At 67.0% G+C, this 16225-nt stretch carries 16 protein-coding genes; 6 read left to right on the forward strand and 10 right to left on the reverse strand.

Going from position 1 to position 16225, the window contains the following annotated elements; all coding sequences use genetic code 11:
* Both VNF92_09120 and VNF92_09125 read right to left on the reverse strand, forming a co-directional pair.
* A partial coding sequence (locus VNF92_09120) for a hypothetical protein (GenBank protein ID HVA58039.1) occupies window positions 1-2600 on the reverse strand: 2600 nt, incomplete at its 3' end.
* Between the two features lie 345 nt (window positions 2601-2945).
* Window positions 2946-3317 carry a hypothetical protein gene (locus VNF92_09125; GenBank protein HVA58040.1) on the reverse strand — a complete coding sequence of 124 codons (372 nt, stop codon included), beginning with the start codon at window positions 3315-3317 and terminating at the stop codon, window positions 2946-2948.
* 832 nt (window positions 3318-4149) lie between these two features.
* Here VNF92_09125 and VNF92_09130 point away from each other — a divergent pair.
* Window positions 4150-4542 (forward strand): hypothetical protein, encoded by a 393-nt coding sequence (locus tag VNF92_09130; GenBank protein HVA58041.1) that lies wholly within the window; start codon window positions 4150-4152, stop codon window positions 4540-4542.
* A 501-nt stretch (window positions 4543-5043) separates the two neighbouring features.
* Here VNF92_09130 and VNF92_09135 read toward each other — a convergent pair.
* From VNF92_09135 to VNF92_09165, 7 genes are all read right to left on the reverse strand, one after another.
* Complete coding sequence (locus tag VNF92_09135; GenBank protein ID HVA58042.1) at window positions 5044-5166, reverse strand: hypothetical protein; 123 nt, start codon at window positions 5164-5166, stop codon at window positions 5044-5046.
* A gap of 43 nt (window positions 5167-5209) precedes the next feature.
* Complete coding sequence (locus VNF92_09140) at window positions 5210-5479, reverse strand: hypothetical protein (protein ID HVA58043.1); 270 nt, start codon at window positions 5477-5479, stop codon at window positions 5210-5212.
* A 6-nt stretch (window positions 5480-5485) separates the two neighbouring features.
* Complete coding sequence (locus VNF92_09145) at window positions 5486-5692, reverse strand: heavy-metal-associated domain-containing protein (GenBank protein HVA58044.1); 207 nt, start codon at window positions 5690-5692, stop codon at window positions 5486-5488.
* A 373-nt stretch (window positions 5693-6065) separates the two neighbouring features.
* Entirely contained in the window at window positions 6066-6281 is a 216-nt protein-coding gene (locus tag VNF92_09150; GenBank protein ID HVA58045.1) for a hypothetical protein, read from the reverse strand.
* A 295-nt stretch (window positions 6282-6576) separates the two neighbouring features.
* Window positions 6577-7215: a response regulator transcription factor gene (locus VNF92_09155; GenBank protein ID HVA58046.1), complete on the reverse strand. Its 639-nt coding sequence runs from the start codon at window positions 7213-7215 to the stop codon at window positions 6577-6579.
* A 286-nt stretch (window positions 7216-7501) separates the two neighbouring features.
* The gene (locus tag VNF92_09160; GenBank protein HVA58047.1) at window positions 7502-7816 is read right to left on the reverse strand and encodes a heavy-metal-associated domain-containing protein; all 315 of its coding nucleotides are present in this window, start codon (window positions 7814-7816) and stop codon (window positions 7502-7504) included.
* A gap of 148 nt (window positions 7817-7964) precedes the next feature.
* Window positions 7965-8465, reverse strand: coding sequence for a hypothetical protein (locus VNF92_09165; protein ID HVA58048.1), 501 nt, complete (start codon window positions 8463-8465; stop codon window positions 7965-7967).
* Window positions 8466-8664: 199 nt separating this feature from the next.
* Between VNF92_09165 and VNF92_09170 the strand changes: the two genes are divergently transcribed.
* The 3 genes from VNF92_09170 (at window position 8665) to VNF92_09180 (ending at window position 13049) form a co-directional block, all read left to right on the forward strand.
* Complete coding sequence (locus VNF92_09170) at window positions 8665-11025, forward strand: heavy metal translocating P-type ATPase (GenBank protein ID HVA58049.1); 2361 nt, start codon at window positions 8665-8667, stop codon at window positions 11023-11025.
* A gap of 56 nt (window positions 11026-11081) precedes the next feature.
* A complete protein-coding gene (locus VNF92_09175) occupies window positions 11082-12401 on the forward strand; it encodes a hypothetical protein (protein ID HVA58050.1) in 1320 nt (439 codons plus the stop codon).
* A gap of 72 nt (window positions 12402-12473) precedes the next feature.
* Window positions 12474-13049, forward strand: a complete 576-nt coding sequence (locus tag VNF92_09180; GenBank protein ID HVA58051.1) for a cytochrome c — start codon at window positions 12474-12476, stop codon at window positions 13047-13049.
* On the opposite strand, the gene VNF92_09185 is transcribed toward VNF92_09180, so the two are convergent.
* On the reverse strand, window positions 13043-13579 hold the full coding sequence (locus tag VNF92_09185; protein HVA58052.1) for an Ig-like domain-containing protein: 537 nt from the start codon (window positions 13577-13579) through the stop codon (window positions 13043-13045). The genes VNF92_09180 and VNF92_09185 overlap by 7 nt on opposite strands.
* A 333-nt stretch (window positions 13580-13912) precedes the next feature.
* Between VNF92_09185 and VNF92_09190 the strand changes: the two genes are divergently transcribed.
* Together VNF92_09190 and VNF92_09195 are read left to right on the forward strand one after the other, a co-directional pair.
* The gene (locus tag VNF92_09190) at window positions 13913-14590 is read left to right on the forward strand and encodes a response regulator transcription factor (protein ID HVA58053.1); all 678 of its coding nucleotides are present in this window, start codon (window positions 13913-13915) and stop codon (window positions 14588-14590) included.
* Entirely contained in the window at window positions 14587-16065 is a 1479-nt protein-coding gene (locus VNF92_09195) for a HAMP domain-containing sensor histidine kinase (protein HVA58054.1), read from the forward strand. The genes VNF92_09190 and VNF92_09195 overlap by 4 nt, the downstream gene beginning before the upstream one ends.
* The last annotated feature ends 160 nt before the right edge of the window (window positions 16066-16225 follow it).

A 16225-nucleotide genomic window follows, 5' to 3' on the forward strand; every position in this document is an offset into this window, starting at 1 on the left:
AGCGTCATCGACCGCACGTCCTGACCGCAGTAGACGTCCGCTGTGAGCTTGATGTCGGTATGGTCGAGTAGCCGCGAGCATACGAGAAGGTTCCGGCGTGCCCAGTAGCTGCCGAACAGTCGACGGACCGTGTGATAGCCGAGCGCTCCTTCGATCTTCTGCAGTACGGCGAGGTTGATTGAGAGTGACACCGCATGCCGGGTGACAATGCGCTTGAAAGCCGCGCTCAATCGTGTGCGCCGCCAACGCCCGGGCGCGGCGTTCACCTTTCGCCCTTTTGCGGCGTGCCCCCGGACCGGCGGCCGGCCCCGCGCCGTCCCATACTCGTCGCCAACGGCGTCCGGAAAGAGCCACGGCACGTCCTGCAGCGTCCGGCGGCCGGTCCGAGCGTCGACCTGCGTACGGCACACATCGCGACCTCCTCCTTCCATGAACCACAACTCGAACAGGTCGCGCCGCAGACGGTGTTCCCGCATGGGGTCACCCTCTCGCTCCGGCGTCCGCACGAACTCAGCCTGGATGAGGCGGCCAGGAAAATCTCGCTTCGACTTCATCTTGCGTCCTGGCACATCGATCCCCAGCTGGCCTTCCCAGGCCGCTAGCGCCCCCATGTTGGCGAGCGCTTGCTGCGCGGGGCCCACGGGAAGGTTGAGCCATTCGGGCGTCGTCAGCCGGACCAACGTTCCCGCACGGAGTGGGAGGCGCTGGGCGATCAACAACACGACCATCATGCGAAGGGTCTTACCCCACTGGCTTCCCGGATTAAAGCTGCCGGTTCGAATCGCACCGATCTGATCGGCGATCGACTGGCCACCGGCGTGGCCGACCAGTTCGGCTTCCATGCACTCGACCAACTGCTCGAGTTTGACGAGCCCATCGACACCATCACCGCCCTTCCATCCGTTGGCGATTGCAAGCACATGCGCGGCGACCGCTCGCCGGTCCAGATGTTTGGGCCGCGGCAAACCCGCGCAGATTGACTCCAGATCTCGATACCACACTCCAAGTTGCTCCACCCGCTCGCTATCACCGACACGCTCCGCCTCGCCGGCGAGGAATCCATTCACGAGCCACGTAATCGTTCGCACGCGCTGAGCGAGCGAGTTGTAGCGGGTTCCCCGCGAGTCTTCTGGCAACTCAAGCATCCATCGCATGAAGTCGTCCACGAACTTGGGATCGGCGAGCACCAGCAAGCCCGGCACGTTCTCATCCGTCCAGTCGACGCCGCGCATCTTTGCCGCGAATCCCGCCAAGTACGCGAACATCGCGAGCCGCGACCGAAGGGTCTCTGCCGACACGCGGAAGGGGGCCGCCCCCTTTCGCCGGGTGGTGAGCGAGGAGGGCCACTTCCAGACACGCGCAGCGAGCGGGGGATTACTGAGTCGCAACTTGAGATCTTCCAATGTGCTCCACGCCGCCCAGCGGCGGAGACCATATTGGCCCTCAACGAGTCCAGCGGCGAACCGGCCGTCCGGCAATACCCATCCGGAGAAGTCACGGTCTCGCTCCGACGTGTCCGGGTCGGCCGCGGCCTCGATCGCACGAGCCCCGACGAGCGTCACGGGGGCCGTGGACTTTAGCGCCCAAGTATACTCGTCCCCGAGGCCCAACCGGGGCCCGAAGTGCGCGACGACCGCGCGCCACACCCAGCGGGCCGCGATCACCCGGTGCGTCGGGAGGATGTGTTGCGCACCGTCCGTGAGGATGAGGTCCCGAACGGCGAGCCAGTCGGTGCTACGCAAATCCACCCCGCCGAGCTTGGTCGCATAGGTTGCGAGAACCCGTGCACCATGGCTCGCCCGCGACGGATTCGTCGCGCCGCTGTATCGTTTCATCCAGTGGATGACCCGCTCCAGGATGGGGATCCATCCCGGCGAGTACATGTAGGGCCCACCGGCCTCCATGGCCGGGGCGCGTGAAATCAACCCGTACGTTGCCGCCAGGTACATGAGATTCTGCGCGGCCCCAACGTTCTTGCTGACCGATTCCTCGGCCATGTCCGGCTGCCATGGCGTCTGACTGCGCTTCGCCACGTGCTTCTCGCGGTGCTGGTCTCGCGTGAGGTTCCGCACCGTTTCGACGAGGGCCCACTCCCCTTGACCGCCCCGGGCCTCGGGGGCCCACGTGAGCAGCGCCCCTGTGACCGTATACAGGTTGCCGTGCGCGCCGGGCAATCGGGACGCCACCAAGGTAGCCATTCGTTCGATGTCGTCCCACTGGGCGTTGGACAACACCCACACCTCCCGATTCGCATCGAGAGCCTTCCGCCCCTTCGGCGCCGCGTAGGTCGGGTCCGTGTGTTCGCGCGCGATGTCCAGGAGCGCGGCCAGCGACGTCGGCATGAACGCCCGGTGCGGCGCCGTCGCCAATACCCATCCTCCATGACCGATCATCTGCTGGATGGCCCCGCGGTCTGCCAGCAGCTTGATTGCGCGGCGAGCAGCGTTCGTTGAACAGCCACAGACGGACCGGAGTTTGCCGATGTGGATGGGAAGGCCGCGCTGTGCCTGACGCTCGGCATGCGCCAGGATGCGATCCTCCAACGGCGCGTCGGCCAGATCGGTGAGTGCGGGCGGTTGGGGAGCGAGTACGGTGGTCATAGTGTGTTGCCGGTAGCTGGGGGTGGCTGAAGGCTTCTTTTCTGTTTATTCACGCAACGGACCGGTGCCATTCTGTTGCCTGCGAAATGGAAATCAGCTGCGGGACCGGTCGGCGGCGCAGCGTAGGCTCTTCGCCGGCCGATGGTTGGAGCCGGTAGCCATCGGTAGCCACCGGCCGCCGCCTTAGAGAAAGGCCCGGCATGGCGTTCCGGCGCGAGAAATTAGAGAATCCGTTTGACGGCAAGTACTTAGCTACGATGGACGGGGTGGGCGCAGGACCGACTACTAGGGTGGCCCGGAGCTGGGCGCGGGCGCCGCGAGCCATTGTTTCTATTTCCACGGCGCTCATACGGCGGCCCCCGCGTGTTGCATTCGGCCGCGCCACGTGCGGCAGGCAGCGAGCGAGTAGCGCCACTCCCCGCCCGGCGGCCGAACGCCACCCCAACAGGGGACGCGCATCCACTGCGTCTTCGTCCACGCGATCCGCTCGGTCCGGTTGGCGAGGTACCCCTCGCGCTCATGCGCCGGCAGTTTCGCGATCTGGGCGCCAGTGAGGTATGGAACAGCCAACGACGCCGGCATCGGCACGGTCTCCTGACTCGCGGGATCCACGAGTTCCTCGAGGCCCCAGCGGAGTCGGTTGAATTCCTCGGAGTAGCCGAGGCCGCATGCTTCCGCGGCGCGGGAAGCGCTGATCAGGTCGGGGTCGCGGTGCATAGGATTCTGAGGACGGTGCTGTCGGTGGGGGTGGCCGTTTGCATGAACGCGAGGCTCTACGACAGCAAGCGGGCTCGTCGGGGCCCCCGTCAAGGCCCCCCGCGCGAACGAACGCCGCCGCTGCTGCGGCCCTCTTCTGCTGGTCCCGGAGTAGGCGCGCTCCCGACTTCACATCCATATAGAGGGCTGGCGCTGGGCCTCGCCCCCCCGGTATCCGTGGACATGAAGGCCGATCGGTCCTGGTCGGCCGCACCTACGACCCAAGACGCCAGGCTGGCGCACCAGTTCGGCGTGCCCGAGAGCTCGATGCGGGCACTCCTGAGCTGCGGCCTCTGCGGGGACCCATCCCAGTTCAAACCCAGTGGGCCTCGAACGGCTTACCGAGTGCCCGCGCACATCGTGGCCGCCATCCGCGCAGAGATGGCCAGTGGACATTCGCTCGGAACCGTCTGCCTCGTCCACCTGACCCCGCCCTGGCCCGATCTCGGCCCGCGCAAAGAATTGACGGATTCAGCCTCGACTCAGGATCCCAAAGCGATCATCGAACCGTATCCCGTCGAGCAGGAGTCGCCGACCAATGCCCGAGACATCGCACCACTGGCGCCTCGGAACCCAGAACGCCAGAGCCAGGGAGAGCCCACGCCGGCGGCGGCCCGCCAGCAGACGACTGCCCGTGGTGCTACCAAAGGCCGGGCCGGGCGACGGACCTCGGTGGGTGGCGGAAAGTTCTGGCCAAGCGCGGGCCCACCACCGTCGCGTGATTGCCGTCGTGTCGTGGCCGGAGCCGCGCACGGGATTGGGGGTTCGTCAAACCCCAGGTAGACTTCCGAGTATGCCTGACCGCGACCCAGAAGACCCGTCGCTCCCAGTGCCCCGGGCCCCGGACAATCCCGGGCTCGACGATCTTGGTATCCAGTTCGACGCGCTGCTGGAGATGATGCAGCAGCCCGGTGTGCGCGACGCGGTTGACCGGGCCTTGAGGACGACATCTCAAGAGATGGGGCGCGCGGCGGTCCAGGCGGCGCGAGGCGCCGCCACGCCGATCTTGATGCGCCACCGTATTCGCCTCGGCGTCGAGATTCAGACGGCCGCCGACCTCGCCGTGCACTTCCGTGATCTCGCCGGGCGCGTGCCCGATGATCCGGAACTGGCCGCCGCGCTCACCTCGGCCGCCGAAGGCCTCGAGCGCCAGCAGCCGCCAGGCCAGATTGCCTCGGCGCTCTAACAGCAGGCGGTCCACGTGTCCGCGGGCCCTCCCAGCGCGCTCCGCGGCGTGGCCGAGGCGCTCAGGCGGATAGCGGCGCCCGTTGACCGGCCGTAAGGGGGCGACTGCAGCCGCGTTGGCGGGCGCGCGCCGGATTCCATTGACACATCTCTCAGGAGGTGCGCCTCGAATACATCGAAACTTCCCATGCGGCGTGCGAACCCGCGTCCGCCCCCGTTGGAACGCTCATGACTGGGGACGGCCCTGGTGACGGGACTCCGGGCCGAGGCGTGAGTCCGGCTGGACCCGATCTTAGGGACCCGGGCCGAGCGGCTGGCCGGAACATCATAACTGGATCAGCGCTTGCAGGTCACGTCACGTTACGGGACACATGCGCCAAACAGTGACCGCATTCGGTCGCGCAATCGTTGCATGCGTCGATGCGGTCCTTTCCGGTCGAAGTCAGATGTTCACTCAAGGGGTTTCGTCCAGAAGCGAGATTGCCGGCGAATCGCGTCGCCTTCACTGCCGTTTCGAGATCCTGATGATCGCGTAGACGAGAAACACGATCAGCAACACGCCGATGATCGGCCACCACCCATATCCGCCCATCATGCCCGATCCGTAGTTCATATTGTTTTGCATATGTGCCTTGGGCTTGTCCGCGTGCGTGGACGTTTTGGCGGAGTCATCGACCCTCGAGATCGCGTTCGCCGGGAATACTACGCGTGACGCGCCCTTCCCCGGGGTGCCCCAGCGCTTCATACAAGCGGTCGCCTATCAATAGCAATTCCTGCATCAGTCCGGCGAACTCGCGGGGCGTGAGTTCGCTTGCCGTGCGCGGGATAAGTCCTTTGAAGAGCGCGATGCGGTCCGCGAGCGGCAGTTGATTGGCGCCGTCTATGAGCTCGCGGAGAACGGTGTAGTTGAGGCCCGCAGTCTCGGGAGTTGTCGTCATGGCGGCCTAGGCGGCGGCCACGCCGTATCCCGCCTGTGCAATTGCCCGGCGTAGCGCCTCGGGATTCGTGAGTGTCGGCTCGTAGGTGACCGTGGCAGCACCCACGGTCACGTGAGCATCGGTCACACCGGCAATCTTGGTGACCGCATTGCGGACATTGTTCACGCAACCGCCGCAACTCATGCCGGTGATTGGAATCGTGAGACTCTGCATGATGATCTCCAGTGAAGACACATAGATATCGCGCGTGTGCGGGCGCTGCCATCGCACGAACGTGTTACTCCGTACGCGATGCTTGAGGTGCAAGCCGCGCGGCAAGTGTTTGACGGGTTCGGCGGATTGACCGTGTCCACGCGTTGAGCGCGGTGGCTTCTGGGTCTCAGCGAACAGGACTCCGTCCGGCCTGCAAACCCGCTATGCGCAGGTTCGATTCCGGCCCGCACCTGTATAGGGTAGGTCTGGATATGCTGGCACCAACGGATGATCCGGGCTACGACCAGACCGACGTCTTTCGCGCGCTCGAAGCGCTCCGGCTGGAGAGGCTCGGCCCGCTCGAACCCGCCGGGGACAGCCGCCCGAGGAAGGGTCAGCGGAGGCGACGTTCGCGCCGCCAGGTCCCGAATCGGGTGATGAGCATCCCCGCAACCCCGGCGGCGATCATCGTGAGGCCGAGCGTGTCGTGCCAGTCGCTCATCGGGGTCATCAGCAGCATGGAACCGCCCACGACGAGTGCTGCGAACGCGACGGCGCCAGCCAAGCGTTCGAGATTGTGAATCACGCGGGCGCCCGTGGCTTCCAACATGGGGGCCTGCACCCGCTCCAGACTTCCCTGGCCCACCCGCTGGAGGATGCGTGGGGTGTCGCCGCGCGCATCGCTCAGCAGGCGCTCGAGCTCCCGCGCCAGCTTGGTAGTGTGTTCCTTGACCTGCGACGGCGCGATGCCGTCGACGGTGGCTAGTGGGCTCGGCGAGCGCGTCTCGCGAATTGGGGCGCAGGCGAGCGTGCCGAGAGTATCGCAACCCCCGTCTTAGCGACCGCAATTGACGTTGGCCGCGGACCCGTCGGCTTCCCAGCGCCCTATGCAGCAGGAGACCGGTCTAGTCGTCCTGCTCGTGCGCGAAGGCGGCGATCTGCAGGCGGGTGTGCAGGGCCAGCTTGTCCATGATGTTGCGCACGTGGCTCTTCACCGTGTGCGTCGCGATGTTCAAGCGCTGGGCGATTTCCGTGTTGCTCATTCCCGCCGCGATCAGCCCGATCACCTCGCGCTCGCGCTGGGTCATCCGGACCGATTCCAGCGCCGCCGCCCCGCCCCGTTGTACCGCCGCCTTGGCGATCTGCGAGAACAGGGTACCCGTCATCGGCGCCGGCAGTACTCGCGCGCCCTCGGCCACCGATCGGATGGTGCCCACGAAGTCGTCGAACGTGGCGTCCTTCAGGATGAATCCGGCCACGCCCGCGTTCACGAACTGGGCGATCTCCTCGTGCACGGGAAGCAGATCCATCACGATCACCCGTGATTCCGTCATCTCCCGCTGCACCGTCTCCGCCAGGCAAAGGCTGCTCCGGTCCTGCAATCCCACGTCGAGCAGCAGCACGCGCGGATTCACATCCTTCAGCATCGCCATATCGAGGCTCGTCGCGGCGAGCACGACGTTCACGTCGGGCAGGTCGTTGAGCATCTCGGCGATGCCTTCACGAACGAGACGATTGTCCTCGATGATCGCGACGCTGATCATGTGGCCCCTGACACTGCGCGGGAGATGGGGCCGCCGTGGCGGCGGCGGCGGTCAGCGCCCCACGTAGTCCTATCCATGATACGCAATCTCTGGGGGCTTCGCTCGGTTTGCTGGCGGTCGGTCAGGTCCACGCAGGATCCCGACCCCCTCGGAATGCGGGACCGGGGTGACGAGTCTGGGGGGCAACTCGGCTAGGCGCGCGTCGTTCCTTGCGGTTTAGGCCCGATGACGGCCCCCCAAGCAGAGATTCTGCGACTCTTGTGGTGGTGGGTTCCACCACAAACTGTTACGCCACGTCGATCACCGCCGCCTCGTACCGGTGCCCACTTTCCTCGCCCGCCCGCGCAACGATATCGGGGAGCGTATCCGGGCGAATGCGACGCGGGTCGATCCGGACCGCCGCGGTACTGCTCGGCAGATCGACGTGCACGAATGTCACCCCGGGGGCAGACAGCAGCCCGTTGTGCACGCGATTCGCGCAATTGGCGCACCCCATCCCGTGGATGCGCAGGGCAACCATCTGGCTCTCGGCCGATGCCGAAGGAGCAGGGGCAGGCACTTTCTCGACATGGCAGCCACAGCTGCCGGCGCTCGTGGTCATGATGTCTCCTGTATCGGCGACACGCCGATCGGCTGTGCCGCCCTCGAGTTTGGATATTGCTGAATCGCGGGCAGAGCCCCGACCCGCGTCACCGACGCTGAACCAGCGGCGGCGCACGGGCCGGGGTCACGCGCCCCCCCAGGCGCGGTTACGGCTTCTTGATCGGCGGCGACATGCCCATGTGCTGGTGCATCTGTTGCATCGTCTCGATCATCGGGGCCATCGCGCCTATCATGGCACCCATGTGCTGTTGCATGTCTCGCAGGCTCTGCATCAGTGTCGGATCGTGGACGACGCTGGAATCCTGCATCAGCGCCTGCATCTGGCCCATGTAGGCCTGCATGTCGCCGAGCATCTGGCCCATATGATCGGCCATCTGTCCCATGGCGTGCCCGGAAGCCCCCATCGGCATCATGCCGGACATTCCGGACATTCCACCCATCGCTCCATTCCCACCCGGCATCATCGGTGTGGACATCGAGTCCACCTGGTGGTGCATCGCGGTCATGTGCTGCATCATCTGGCCCATGGACGGCATCGCCATTCCCGGCGACATCGCATGGGTCGAGTCAGACTTCTGCGCCGGCAGGGCGGCAGCTGCGACGAACAGCAGCGATACCGCGGCAAACCGAATGGCTATGCGTGACATCAATCTCTCCTTTGGTCGGGGCGGCTTCCCACCTGGGCGCCGCCGCATCAGTCCGTCTGTTGCGATTGTAAGTTCATCCGGTCGCCTGAAGACTGCCTGAACGGCCCGTGAAGCCCCGGGCGCTCAGCGCGCCTTCAGCGGACGTTCAGCAAGTACGCACATCTTGCGTCAGGCGCACCGACAATCGAGGAGAACCTCCGTGCACGATCACGCCCATGATCACGCGACGCCGGCAGGGCAACAGGTAACCGACCCCGTATGCGGGATGACCGTATCCGCGGAGTCGGAATACCGCGCGGCGAATCTGGGCAGCGAGTATCGATTCTGCAGCGCGCATTGTCGGGATCGGTTTCTCGCCGACCCCTCGGCGTTCGCGGTGGACCGCGCCGCAACCTCAACGGTGACTGCGCCCGCCGCTAAGCCGGACGCCCCGCCCGTGAGCGGCGTGAAGTACACCTGCCCCATGCACCCGCAGATCGTGCGCGACGCGCCGGGGGCATGCCCGATCTGCGGTATGGCCCTCGAACCCATGATGCCGACGGCGGACGACGGTGAAAACACCGAACTCCGCGACATGACGCGACGCTTCTGGGGCGCGACGGCGCTCGCCGTTCCCCTGTTGGTGCTGGCCATGGGCGACGCCATGTTCGGATCAGCGCTCGCCGGCGCCATCGCGCCACGCACGCGGATTCTGCTCGAATTCCTCCTTGCAACACCGATCTGCACATGGGCGGCATGGCCATTCTACACCCGCGCCGTCCAGTCCGTTCGCACTTGGAACCTCAACATGTTCACGCTGATCGGACTCGGCGTCGCCGTCGCCTACGGGTATAGCCTGGTCGCGACGCTGCTCCCGGGGATCTTCCCGGCGGCGTTCCGGGATGCCAGCGGTCAGGTCGCCGTGTACTTCGAGGCGGCCGGGGTGATCGTCACCCTCATTCTACTCGGGCAGGTGCTGGAACTGCGGGCCCGCAGTCAAACGAGCGCGGCGATCAAGCAACTACTCGGCCTCGCCCCGAAAACCGCCCGCCGCCTGCGGGACGACGAGACCGAGGAGGACGTCCCGCTGGATCAGGTCCAGGTCGGCGACCGACTCCGCGTCCGGCCCGGCGAGAAGGTCCCGGTGGACGGCATCGTGCTCGACGGCTCCAGCACGATCGACGAGTCCATGGTGAGCGGCGAGCCGATTCCGGTGGAGAAGCGGTCCGGAGACCGCGTGGTCGGTGCGACCATCAACGGCACGGGATCCCTCGTGATGCGGGCCGAAAAGGTGGGGGCGGACACGCTGCTCGCGCGGATCGTGGCGATGGTCGCCGACGCGCAGCGATCGCGCGCCCCCATTCAGAAGCTCGCCGACATCGTCGCCAGCTATTTCGTGCCGACGGTGATCGTGGTCTCGGTCATCACCTTCGTCGTCTGGGCGTGGATCGGACCGGATCCCAAGATGGCCCACGCGCTGATCAACGCCGTGGCCGTGCTCATCATCGCCTGCCCGTGCGCGCTCGGCCTCGCGACGCCGATGTCCATCATGGTGGCCACGGGCAAGGGCGCGACGATGGGCGTGCTGTTCCGCAACGCCGAGGCCATCGAGGTGATGCGGAAGGTCGACACGCTGGTGGTGGACAAGACGGGTACGCTGACGGAGGGACGGCCCAAGGTCGTTACCGTGATCCCCGCCCCGGGATTCAGCGACGCTAAGTTGCTCCGCTTTGCCGGGAGTCTCGAGCGCGGCAGCGAGCACCCGCTGGCCGCGGCGATCGTCCAGGGCGCGACGGATCGAGCGGTCCCGATGGGTACGGCCACCAACTTCGCGAGCGTGACGGGTAAGGGCGTGCGCGGCACCGTGGACAACCAAGCGGTCGCCCTCGGGAACCAGAGTCTCATGGACGACCTGCGCCTCGACGCCGGCCTGTTCGCGATTCGGGCCGAGGAGCTCCGCGGCGAGGGACAGACCGTCATGTTCGTGGTCGTGGGCGGTGTCCTGGCCGGCCTCATCGGCGTCGCCGATCCGATCAAGGCGAGCACCGCGGAGGCCGTGGACGCGCTGCACGCCGAGGGCATCCACATCGTCATGCTCACCGGTGATAGCCAGACGACCGCGGATGCGGTCGGACGGCGGCTCCGCCTCGACGAAGTCATTGCCGGAGTGCTCCCGGACCAGAAGGCCGCGGTCGTCAAGCGGCTCCAGAGCGAGGGTCGCATCGTGGCAATGGCGGGGGACGGGATCAACGATGCCCCGGCGCTGGCGCAAGCGCAGGTGGGGATCGCCATGGGCACCGGGACGGACATCGCGATGGAAAGCGCGAGCGTGACGCTGGTCAAGGGTGACCTCCGGGGCATCGTCCGGGCCCGGCGCCTCAGCCGCCGAACGCTCCGGAATATCAAGCAGAATCTGTTCTTCGCGTTCGTCTACAACACCGTCGGCATCCCGATCGCCGCCGGCGTTCTGTACCCGGCGTTCGGGCTGTTGTTGAGCCCGATGATCGCCGCGGCCGCGATGAGCTTGAGTTCGGTGTCCGTGATCAGCAACGCGCTGCGCCTGCGGAGCGCCGTCGTCTGAGTCAGAATGCGACGGCACCCGGTACGGCGCAAACACCCCCGAACCCCGGTCCCCGAATGCGCTCACGACTCCACGTGCTGCTGTTGGTCTCCGCGCTCGTGTCAGGAACGCCCCGGCATGCGGCTGCCCAGACGGCGATGCCCTCCGAATCGATGCGGCGCATGGGATCTGGAACCAGTTGGATTCCGGCCGCGGTTGGTCTCCCGGCCCGCGGCCTGATGCTCGGCCAGTGGGACGTGATGCTCCACGGCGCAGCGAACGCACAGTTCGACCGCCAGTCCGGACCTCGGGGTGGCACCCAGGTCGGAAGCATCAACTGGGGAATGGTGATGGCCAGTCGCCCGCTGAGCGGCGGGACACTGACCCTGCGCGGCATGTTCAGTCTCGACGTGCTCGGCGTCACGCCGCGCGGCTATCCGCTGCTCCTGCAATCGGGGGAGACCTACCGCGGTCTTCCGCTCCACGATCGGCAACATCCGCACGATGCGCTCATGGAAACGGCAGTGATGTTCAGCCATCCGCTGGCCGGGCCGTTTGGCCTGGAACTCTATGCGGCGCCGGTCGGTGAACCCGCCCTCGGGCCGCCGGCGTTCATGCACCGCCCGTCGGCGATGGACAATCCGGCGGCCCCGATCGGCCACCACTGGCAGGACGCCACCCACATCTCGTATGGCGTCGTCACGGCGGGCCTCACCGGATCCCGCTGGAAGCTCGAGGGATCGGCCTTCAACGGACGCGAGCCCGATGCGAACCGCTGGAATGTCGATCCCATTCGCCTCGACTCGTACGCCGGTCGGGCCTCCTACGCGCCGAGCGACCGATGGACGGCGAGCGCCAGCTATGGGTACCTGGCGAGCCCCGAAGCGCTGCACCCCGAGGATTCGGAACATCGAATCACGGCGGCACTGTTGTACGGCCGTGAGCTCCCCCGCGGCGGGTTCTGGGCAACCACGGCCGTGTGGGGAGCGAACGCGCATGCCACGACTCCCGGCCTCGCGCACAGCGTGCTGATTGAATCGGAGCGCACGCTAGGCGCGAACGCGGTCTTCGCGCGCGCCGAGTTCGTGCAGAAGAGCGCGGACGAGTTGGCCGTGGACCCCGCACGTATCGGCGTTCCCGCCGACCATCTATTCCCGGTCTCGGCCTGGTCGCTGGGGTACGTACGCGAGGTCCATCAGTGGGCCGCGCTTTCCGCGGGCCTCGGCACCATGGCGACGCTCAACGTTGTGCCGGCCAATCTGGCCGGCGCGTACGGATCGCGGACGCCGGCAGGGCTCTTCGTGTTCCTCCGCATCCGCCCCTCGAGCGCCGCGACGGCTCCCATGATGATGATGCACGACATGGGGTCGACGCAAGCGTTGCATCCGGAGCCATAGGTCACACGAGCGTGACCCCCAACCGCACCGCGCTGGTGCGGGAATCACCTGTCGAACAGCGAGGCCTGTCCCATGCGGAAGTTCAGTCTCGGTTTCGTGACCGCGTTGGTGTTGGTGCCGGTGGCGGGCTTTGCCTTCGTCCGCCTCGGATTCATGGATCCGCGGGCCGACATCCCGATCAATCCGCTGGAGCGTCACATCGCCATGCCGTCGTTGGATGCGGCGATCGGCCGCCGCGCCCCTGTCGTGCAAGGTCGCCTGGACGCGAGCGATAGTTCACTGGCCGCCGGGATGACCGTCTACCAGAGCAACTGCGCGGTCTGCCACGGTGATGTCGCGCATGAACGCGCCGCGCTCGCCGACGCGATGTATCCGCGCGCGCCGCAGTTCGTGCGCGACGCCCCCGACATGCCAGAGCACGAGAACCTCTACATCATCGCGCACGGCGTGCGCCTCAGCGGCATGCCGGCGTGGGGGCGGATCCTGTCCGCGCAACAGTTGCGGCAGGTGACGGCGTTCCTGGCCCACATGGACAGCCTTCCCACGCCGGTCGCTGAACAGTGGAGGCGCCGTGCCGGCAGTTCCGCCGACACGGCGCCTCCCACCCGTTCAGTCGCCCTCGGGTCGCGCGCGAACCGACCCTATTGAGTCGTGAACGTGAACACCATCCCATAGCTGTTGCCGCCGGGCGTCTGCCAGCCCGACCCCATCTCGCTTCCGCCCATCATGCCGCCGCTCATCATCTGGCTCGTCGCCGCCTGGCCGCCGAACTGCGGGCACTTGCTCAGGTCGGCCGGTTTGCCGGCGTCATCCATCATATTGCCACCAATATGGAGCGCGTACATCGTATGGGCGGCGAGGGGCGCCGTCGGCGTGAACGTGAGTTGGGTGGAATCGGCGGACCACATGGCGTGTCCGGCCACGAGCGTCCCGGTGGCCGTGCCCTGGTGAAGCGTGACGTACATTTCCGAGCCGGCGTGCATGGCGTGCGAGAATCCGACCACGACGGGGCCGGCCGTACTCACGTTGATGGCGCCGCCAACCGGGCTTACCGAGACGACCTGCGCCGCGGCGGCCGGGCCATCGGGCGTCGTGGACGTGATCGCACTTCCACCGCACGCCGCCAAGCCGAAGGTGGCGGCGAGCGAGACCAACGAGAACCGGGCAAGTGAAGACATATGACGCCTCGAAGAACTGACAGTATGGTGACAACGGGCCGCGGATGGGCGACGAAGTGCCGACGCGCATCATCGATCCGGAATACTAGAGCACGCGCGACGCCGCGCAGTCGGGGAATCCGGCATTCGGCGTGAGGCAGACGCCGGACCACCGCTTCCGGAGTGACCTGACCCAGATGAATAGTCTTCAGCTACCGTTCAGCGGGCATTCAGCTTGACGCCCGGTCGTTGAAGGCACATTTGACTTCACCGTGGGCGCCGGCGGGTCCGCCGCCGGCAGGCGGCCGCGCACGGAGCGCTGATACGCGCACCAAAGGTCTCGGAGATTGATTGATGCAGCGCATACTCGTGATCGACGATGATCCGGCAGTAACGAGCGTCCTGAAACGCGGGCTGGCGTACGAGGGCTTTACCGTGGACACGGCGGCGACCGGTGTCCAGGGGTTGGCCATCGCGCGCGACCGGGTGCCGGACCTCGTGATCCTGGACGTCATGCTGCCCGGCCTGGACGGGTTCGACGTACTGGCCCGGCTACGCGAGGCGGATGCACATCTGCCGGTCCTGATGTTGACGGCGCGCGACGCCCCGATGGATCAGGTGAAGGGCCTGGAGGCCGGGGCCGACGACTACGTCGTGAAGCCATTCACCTTCGACATCCTCGTGGCGCACGTGAAGGCGCTGCTCCGCCGCCACGAATCCGACCGACCGGAGGTGCTGCACTTTGCGGACCTGTCGCTGGACACGGGAACGCGGCGCGCCCGGCGGGGGGAACGCGAGATCGATCTGACGACGACCGAGTATGAGGTCCTGCGCCAGTTCCTGCTGCACCCGCGGCGCGTGCTGGCCAAGCACACGCTGATGGACCGCGTCTGGGGCTATGATCTGGACAATGGTTCCAATCTCCTGGAGGTGTACGTCAAACAGCTCCGGCAGAAACTGGAGGGCCCCGATCGGGAGCCACGGCTGCTACACACGATCCGTGGCGCCGGCTACGTCCTTCGAGAACCATGATCCGGACCGTACGCTTCCGGCTCGCGGCATGGCACGGCGCCCTGACGGGTGCCGTGGTGATCATCGTGTGCAGCTACGCGTACGCGGTGCACGCCCGGGCCCACTACGACCAGGCAGATCAATTGCTCGCCGATGCGGCACATCACGTGGCGGAGGAACTCTCCGCGACCCATACGACCGCCGAGGAACAGTCCGTACTCGTCGCGGCGCGCATGCTCGACTCGCGGATGCGCGTGTACACGGCCGATGGCGCCCTGCAACTCGGAAGCGATGTGGGGCTACCGCCCGTGGATCCGCGGACGCTCGGCCATCCGCAACGTGCCCCGTTCGGCTGGCTGCCGTCGCTCGCCCCGTCGCTGTATCACGGACGCGATACGTCGGGCGTTTACGACGTCGCGCCTGCGGCCAGCGGCGAGCGATGGCGCCTGTTCGGCTACCCGCTACCGCACGGCCGGCTGCTCGTCGCGGCCTCACCGCTCGGGCCGATCGATGAGTCCGTGGCGGCATTCGCCCGCCTCATGGCGATCATGGCGCTGCTGGGCAGCGCCCTGAGCTTCGGAGCCGGATGGCTGCTCGCGCGCCGTGCGCTGCGCCCCGTCGCCGCGATGGGCGAAACCGCGGACGGGATCGCCCGGTCGCGCGAACTCTCCCGTCGCATCGACGTCCCGGTTACCGACGACGAACTCTCACGGCTCGCCGCGACGTTCAACCATATGCTGGCCAGCATCGAGGAGGCGTACGTGGCGCAGCAGCGATTCGTCGCCGACGCGTCACACGAACTGCGCGCGCCCCTCACCGCGATCCAGGCGAACCTCGAACTGCTACGCCGCGGCGACCGCATGCCCGCGGAGGATCGGGCGGGCGCGATCGAGGAAGCGTTCGCGGAAGCCACGCGGATGACGCGGCTGGTCGCCGACCTGTTGGTGCTGGCGCGCGCCGACGCCGGCGTGCCCCTTCGCCGAATCGAGGTCGAACTGGATCGCACGCTCCTCGACGTGGTCGGCGAGGCTCGCCACATGACTCGGGGCCACCAGCTCGAAGTAGAGCACGTGGAGCCGGCGGCGATGAGCGGCGATCCGGACCGCATCCGGCAACTGCTGCTCATCCTGATCGACAACGCCGTCCGCTACACGCCCCCGTCGGGCAGCGTACTCGTCAGTCTGCGCACGGCCGAGGGGTGGGCAACCATCAGCGTTCGGGATACCGGCGTCGGCATCAGCTCGGATGCCCTGCCCCACGTCTTCGAACGCTTCTACCGGGGCGACCGCGCACGGGCCCGCGACCCGGGCGGCACGGGCCTCGGCCTTCCCATCGCGCGGTGGGTGGCCGAACAGCATGGTGGGACACTGGCGCTCGAGAGCGAGCTCGGGCGAGGCACGGTCGCGCGGGTCCGGCTGCCGCTCACGGTGCCATCGGCGGTGGCCGGTGGCGCCGGCGGACTCAGCGACCGCTCAGCCGGCGCTCAGCGTGAGTAACGACCGTTCCTCCGTAGCGCCCGGGGCCGAGGCGGCATTCGTCATCCAACCGGTGCGACGGTGCGGCCCGGGATCTCCCGGCCCAGGAGACATTCGGATGACGCGTGGTTCACAGGACACAACGCACGCCCCCCGGACGGATCGCACCCCCGCGGGTGCG

It is taken from the genome of Gemmatimonadaceae bacterium (assembly GCA_035533015.1).
Taxonomy (GTDB): Bacteria; Gemmatimonadota; Gemmatimonadetes; order Gemmatimonadales; family Gemmatimonadaceae; genus JAGWRI01.

Excerpts from the sequence above, each read along its gene's own strand:
- VNF92_09125 (HVA58040.1), bottom strand. The coding sequence starts at position 3,317 with ATGCACCGCGACCCCGACCTGATCAGCGCTTCCCGCGCCGCGGAAGCA.
- VNF92_09130 (HVA58041.1), top strand. The coding sequence starts at position 4,150 with ATGCCTGACCGCGACCCAGAAGACCCGTCGCTCCCAGTGCCCCGGGCC.
- VNF92_09135 (HVA58042.1), bottom strand. The coding sequence starts at position 5,166 with ATGCAAAACAATATGAACTACGGATCGGGCATGATGGGCGGATATGGG.
- VNF92_09140 (HVA58043.1), bottom strand. The coding sequence starts at position 5,479 with ATGACGACAACTCCCGAGACTGCGGGCCTCAACTACACCGTTCTCCGC.
- VNF92_09145 (HVA58044.1), bottom strand. The coding sequence starts at position 5,692 with ATGCAGAGTCTCACGATTCCAATCACCGGCATGAGTTGCGGCGGTTGC.
- VNF92_09150 (HVA58045.1), bottom strand. The coding sequence starts at position 6,281 with ATGTTGGAAGCCACGGGCGCCCGCGTGATTCACAATCTCGAACGCTTG.
- VNF92_09155 (HVA58046.1), bottom strand. The coding sequence starts at position 7,215 with ATGATCAGCGTCGCGATCATCGAGGACAATCGTCTCGTTCGTGAAGGC.
- VNF92_09160 (HVA58047.1), bottom strand. The coding sequence starts at position 7,816 with ATGACCACGAGCGCCGGCAGCTGTGGCTGCCATGTCGAGAAAGTGCCT.
- VNF92_09165 (HVA58048.1), bottom strand. The coding sequence starts at position 8,465 with ATGTCACGCATAGCCATTCGGTTTGCCGCGGTATCGCTGCTGTTCGTC.
- VNF92_09175 (HVA58050.1), top strand. The coding sequence starts at position 11,082 with ATGCGCTCACGACTCCACGTGCTGCTGTTGGTCTCCGCGCTCGTGTCA.
- VNF92_09180 (HVA58051.1), top strand. The coding sequence starts at position 12,474 with ATGCGGAAGTTCAGTCTCGGTTTCGTGACCGCGTTGGTGTTGGTGCCG.
- VNF92_09185 (HVA58052.1), bottom strand. The coding sequence starts at position 13,579 with ATGTCTTCACTTGCCCGGTTCTCGTTGGTCTCGCTCGCCGCCACCTTC.
- VNF92_09190 (HVA58053.1), top strand. The coding sequence starts at position 13,913 with ATGCAGCGCATACTCGTGATCGACGATGATCCGGCAGTAACGAGCGTC.
- VNF92_09195 (HVA58054.1), top strand. The coding sequence starts at position 14,587 with ATGATCCGGACCGTACGCTTCCGGCTCGCGGCATGGCACGGCGCCCTG.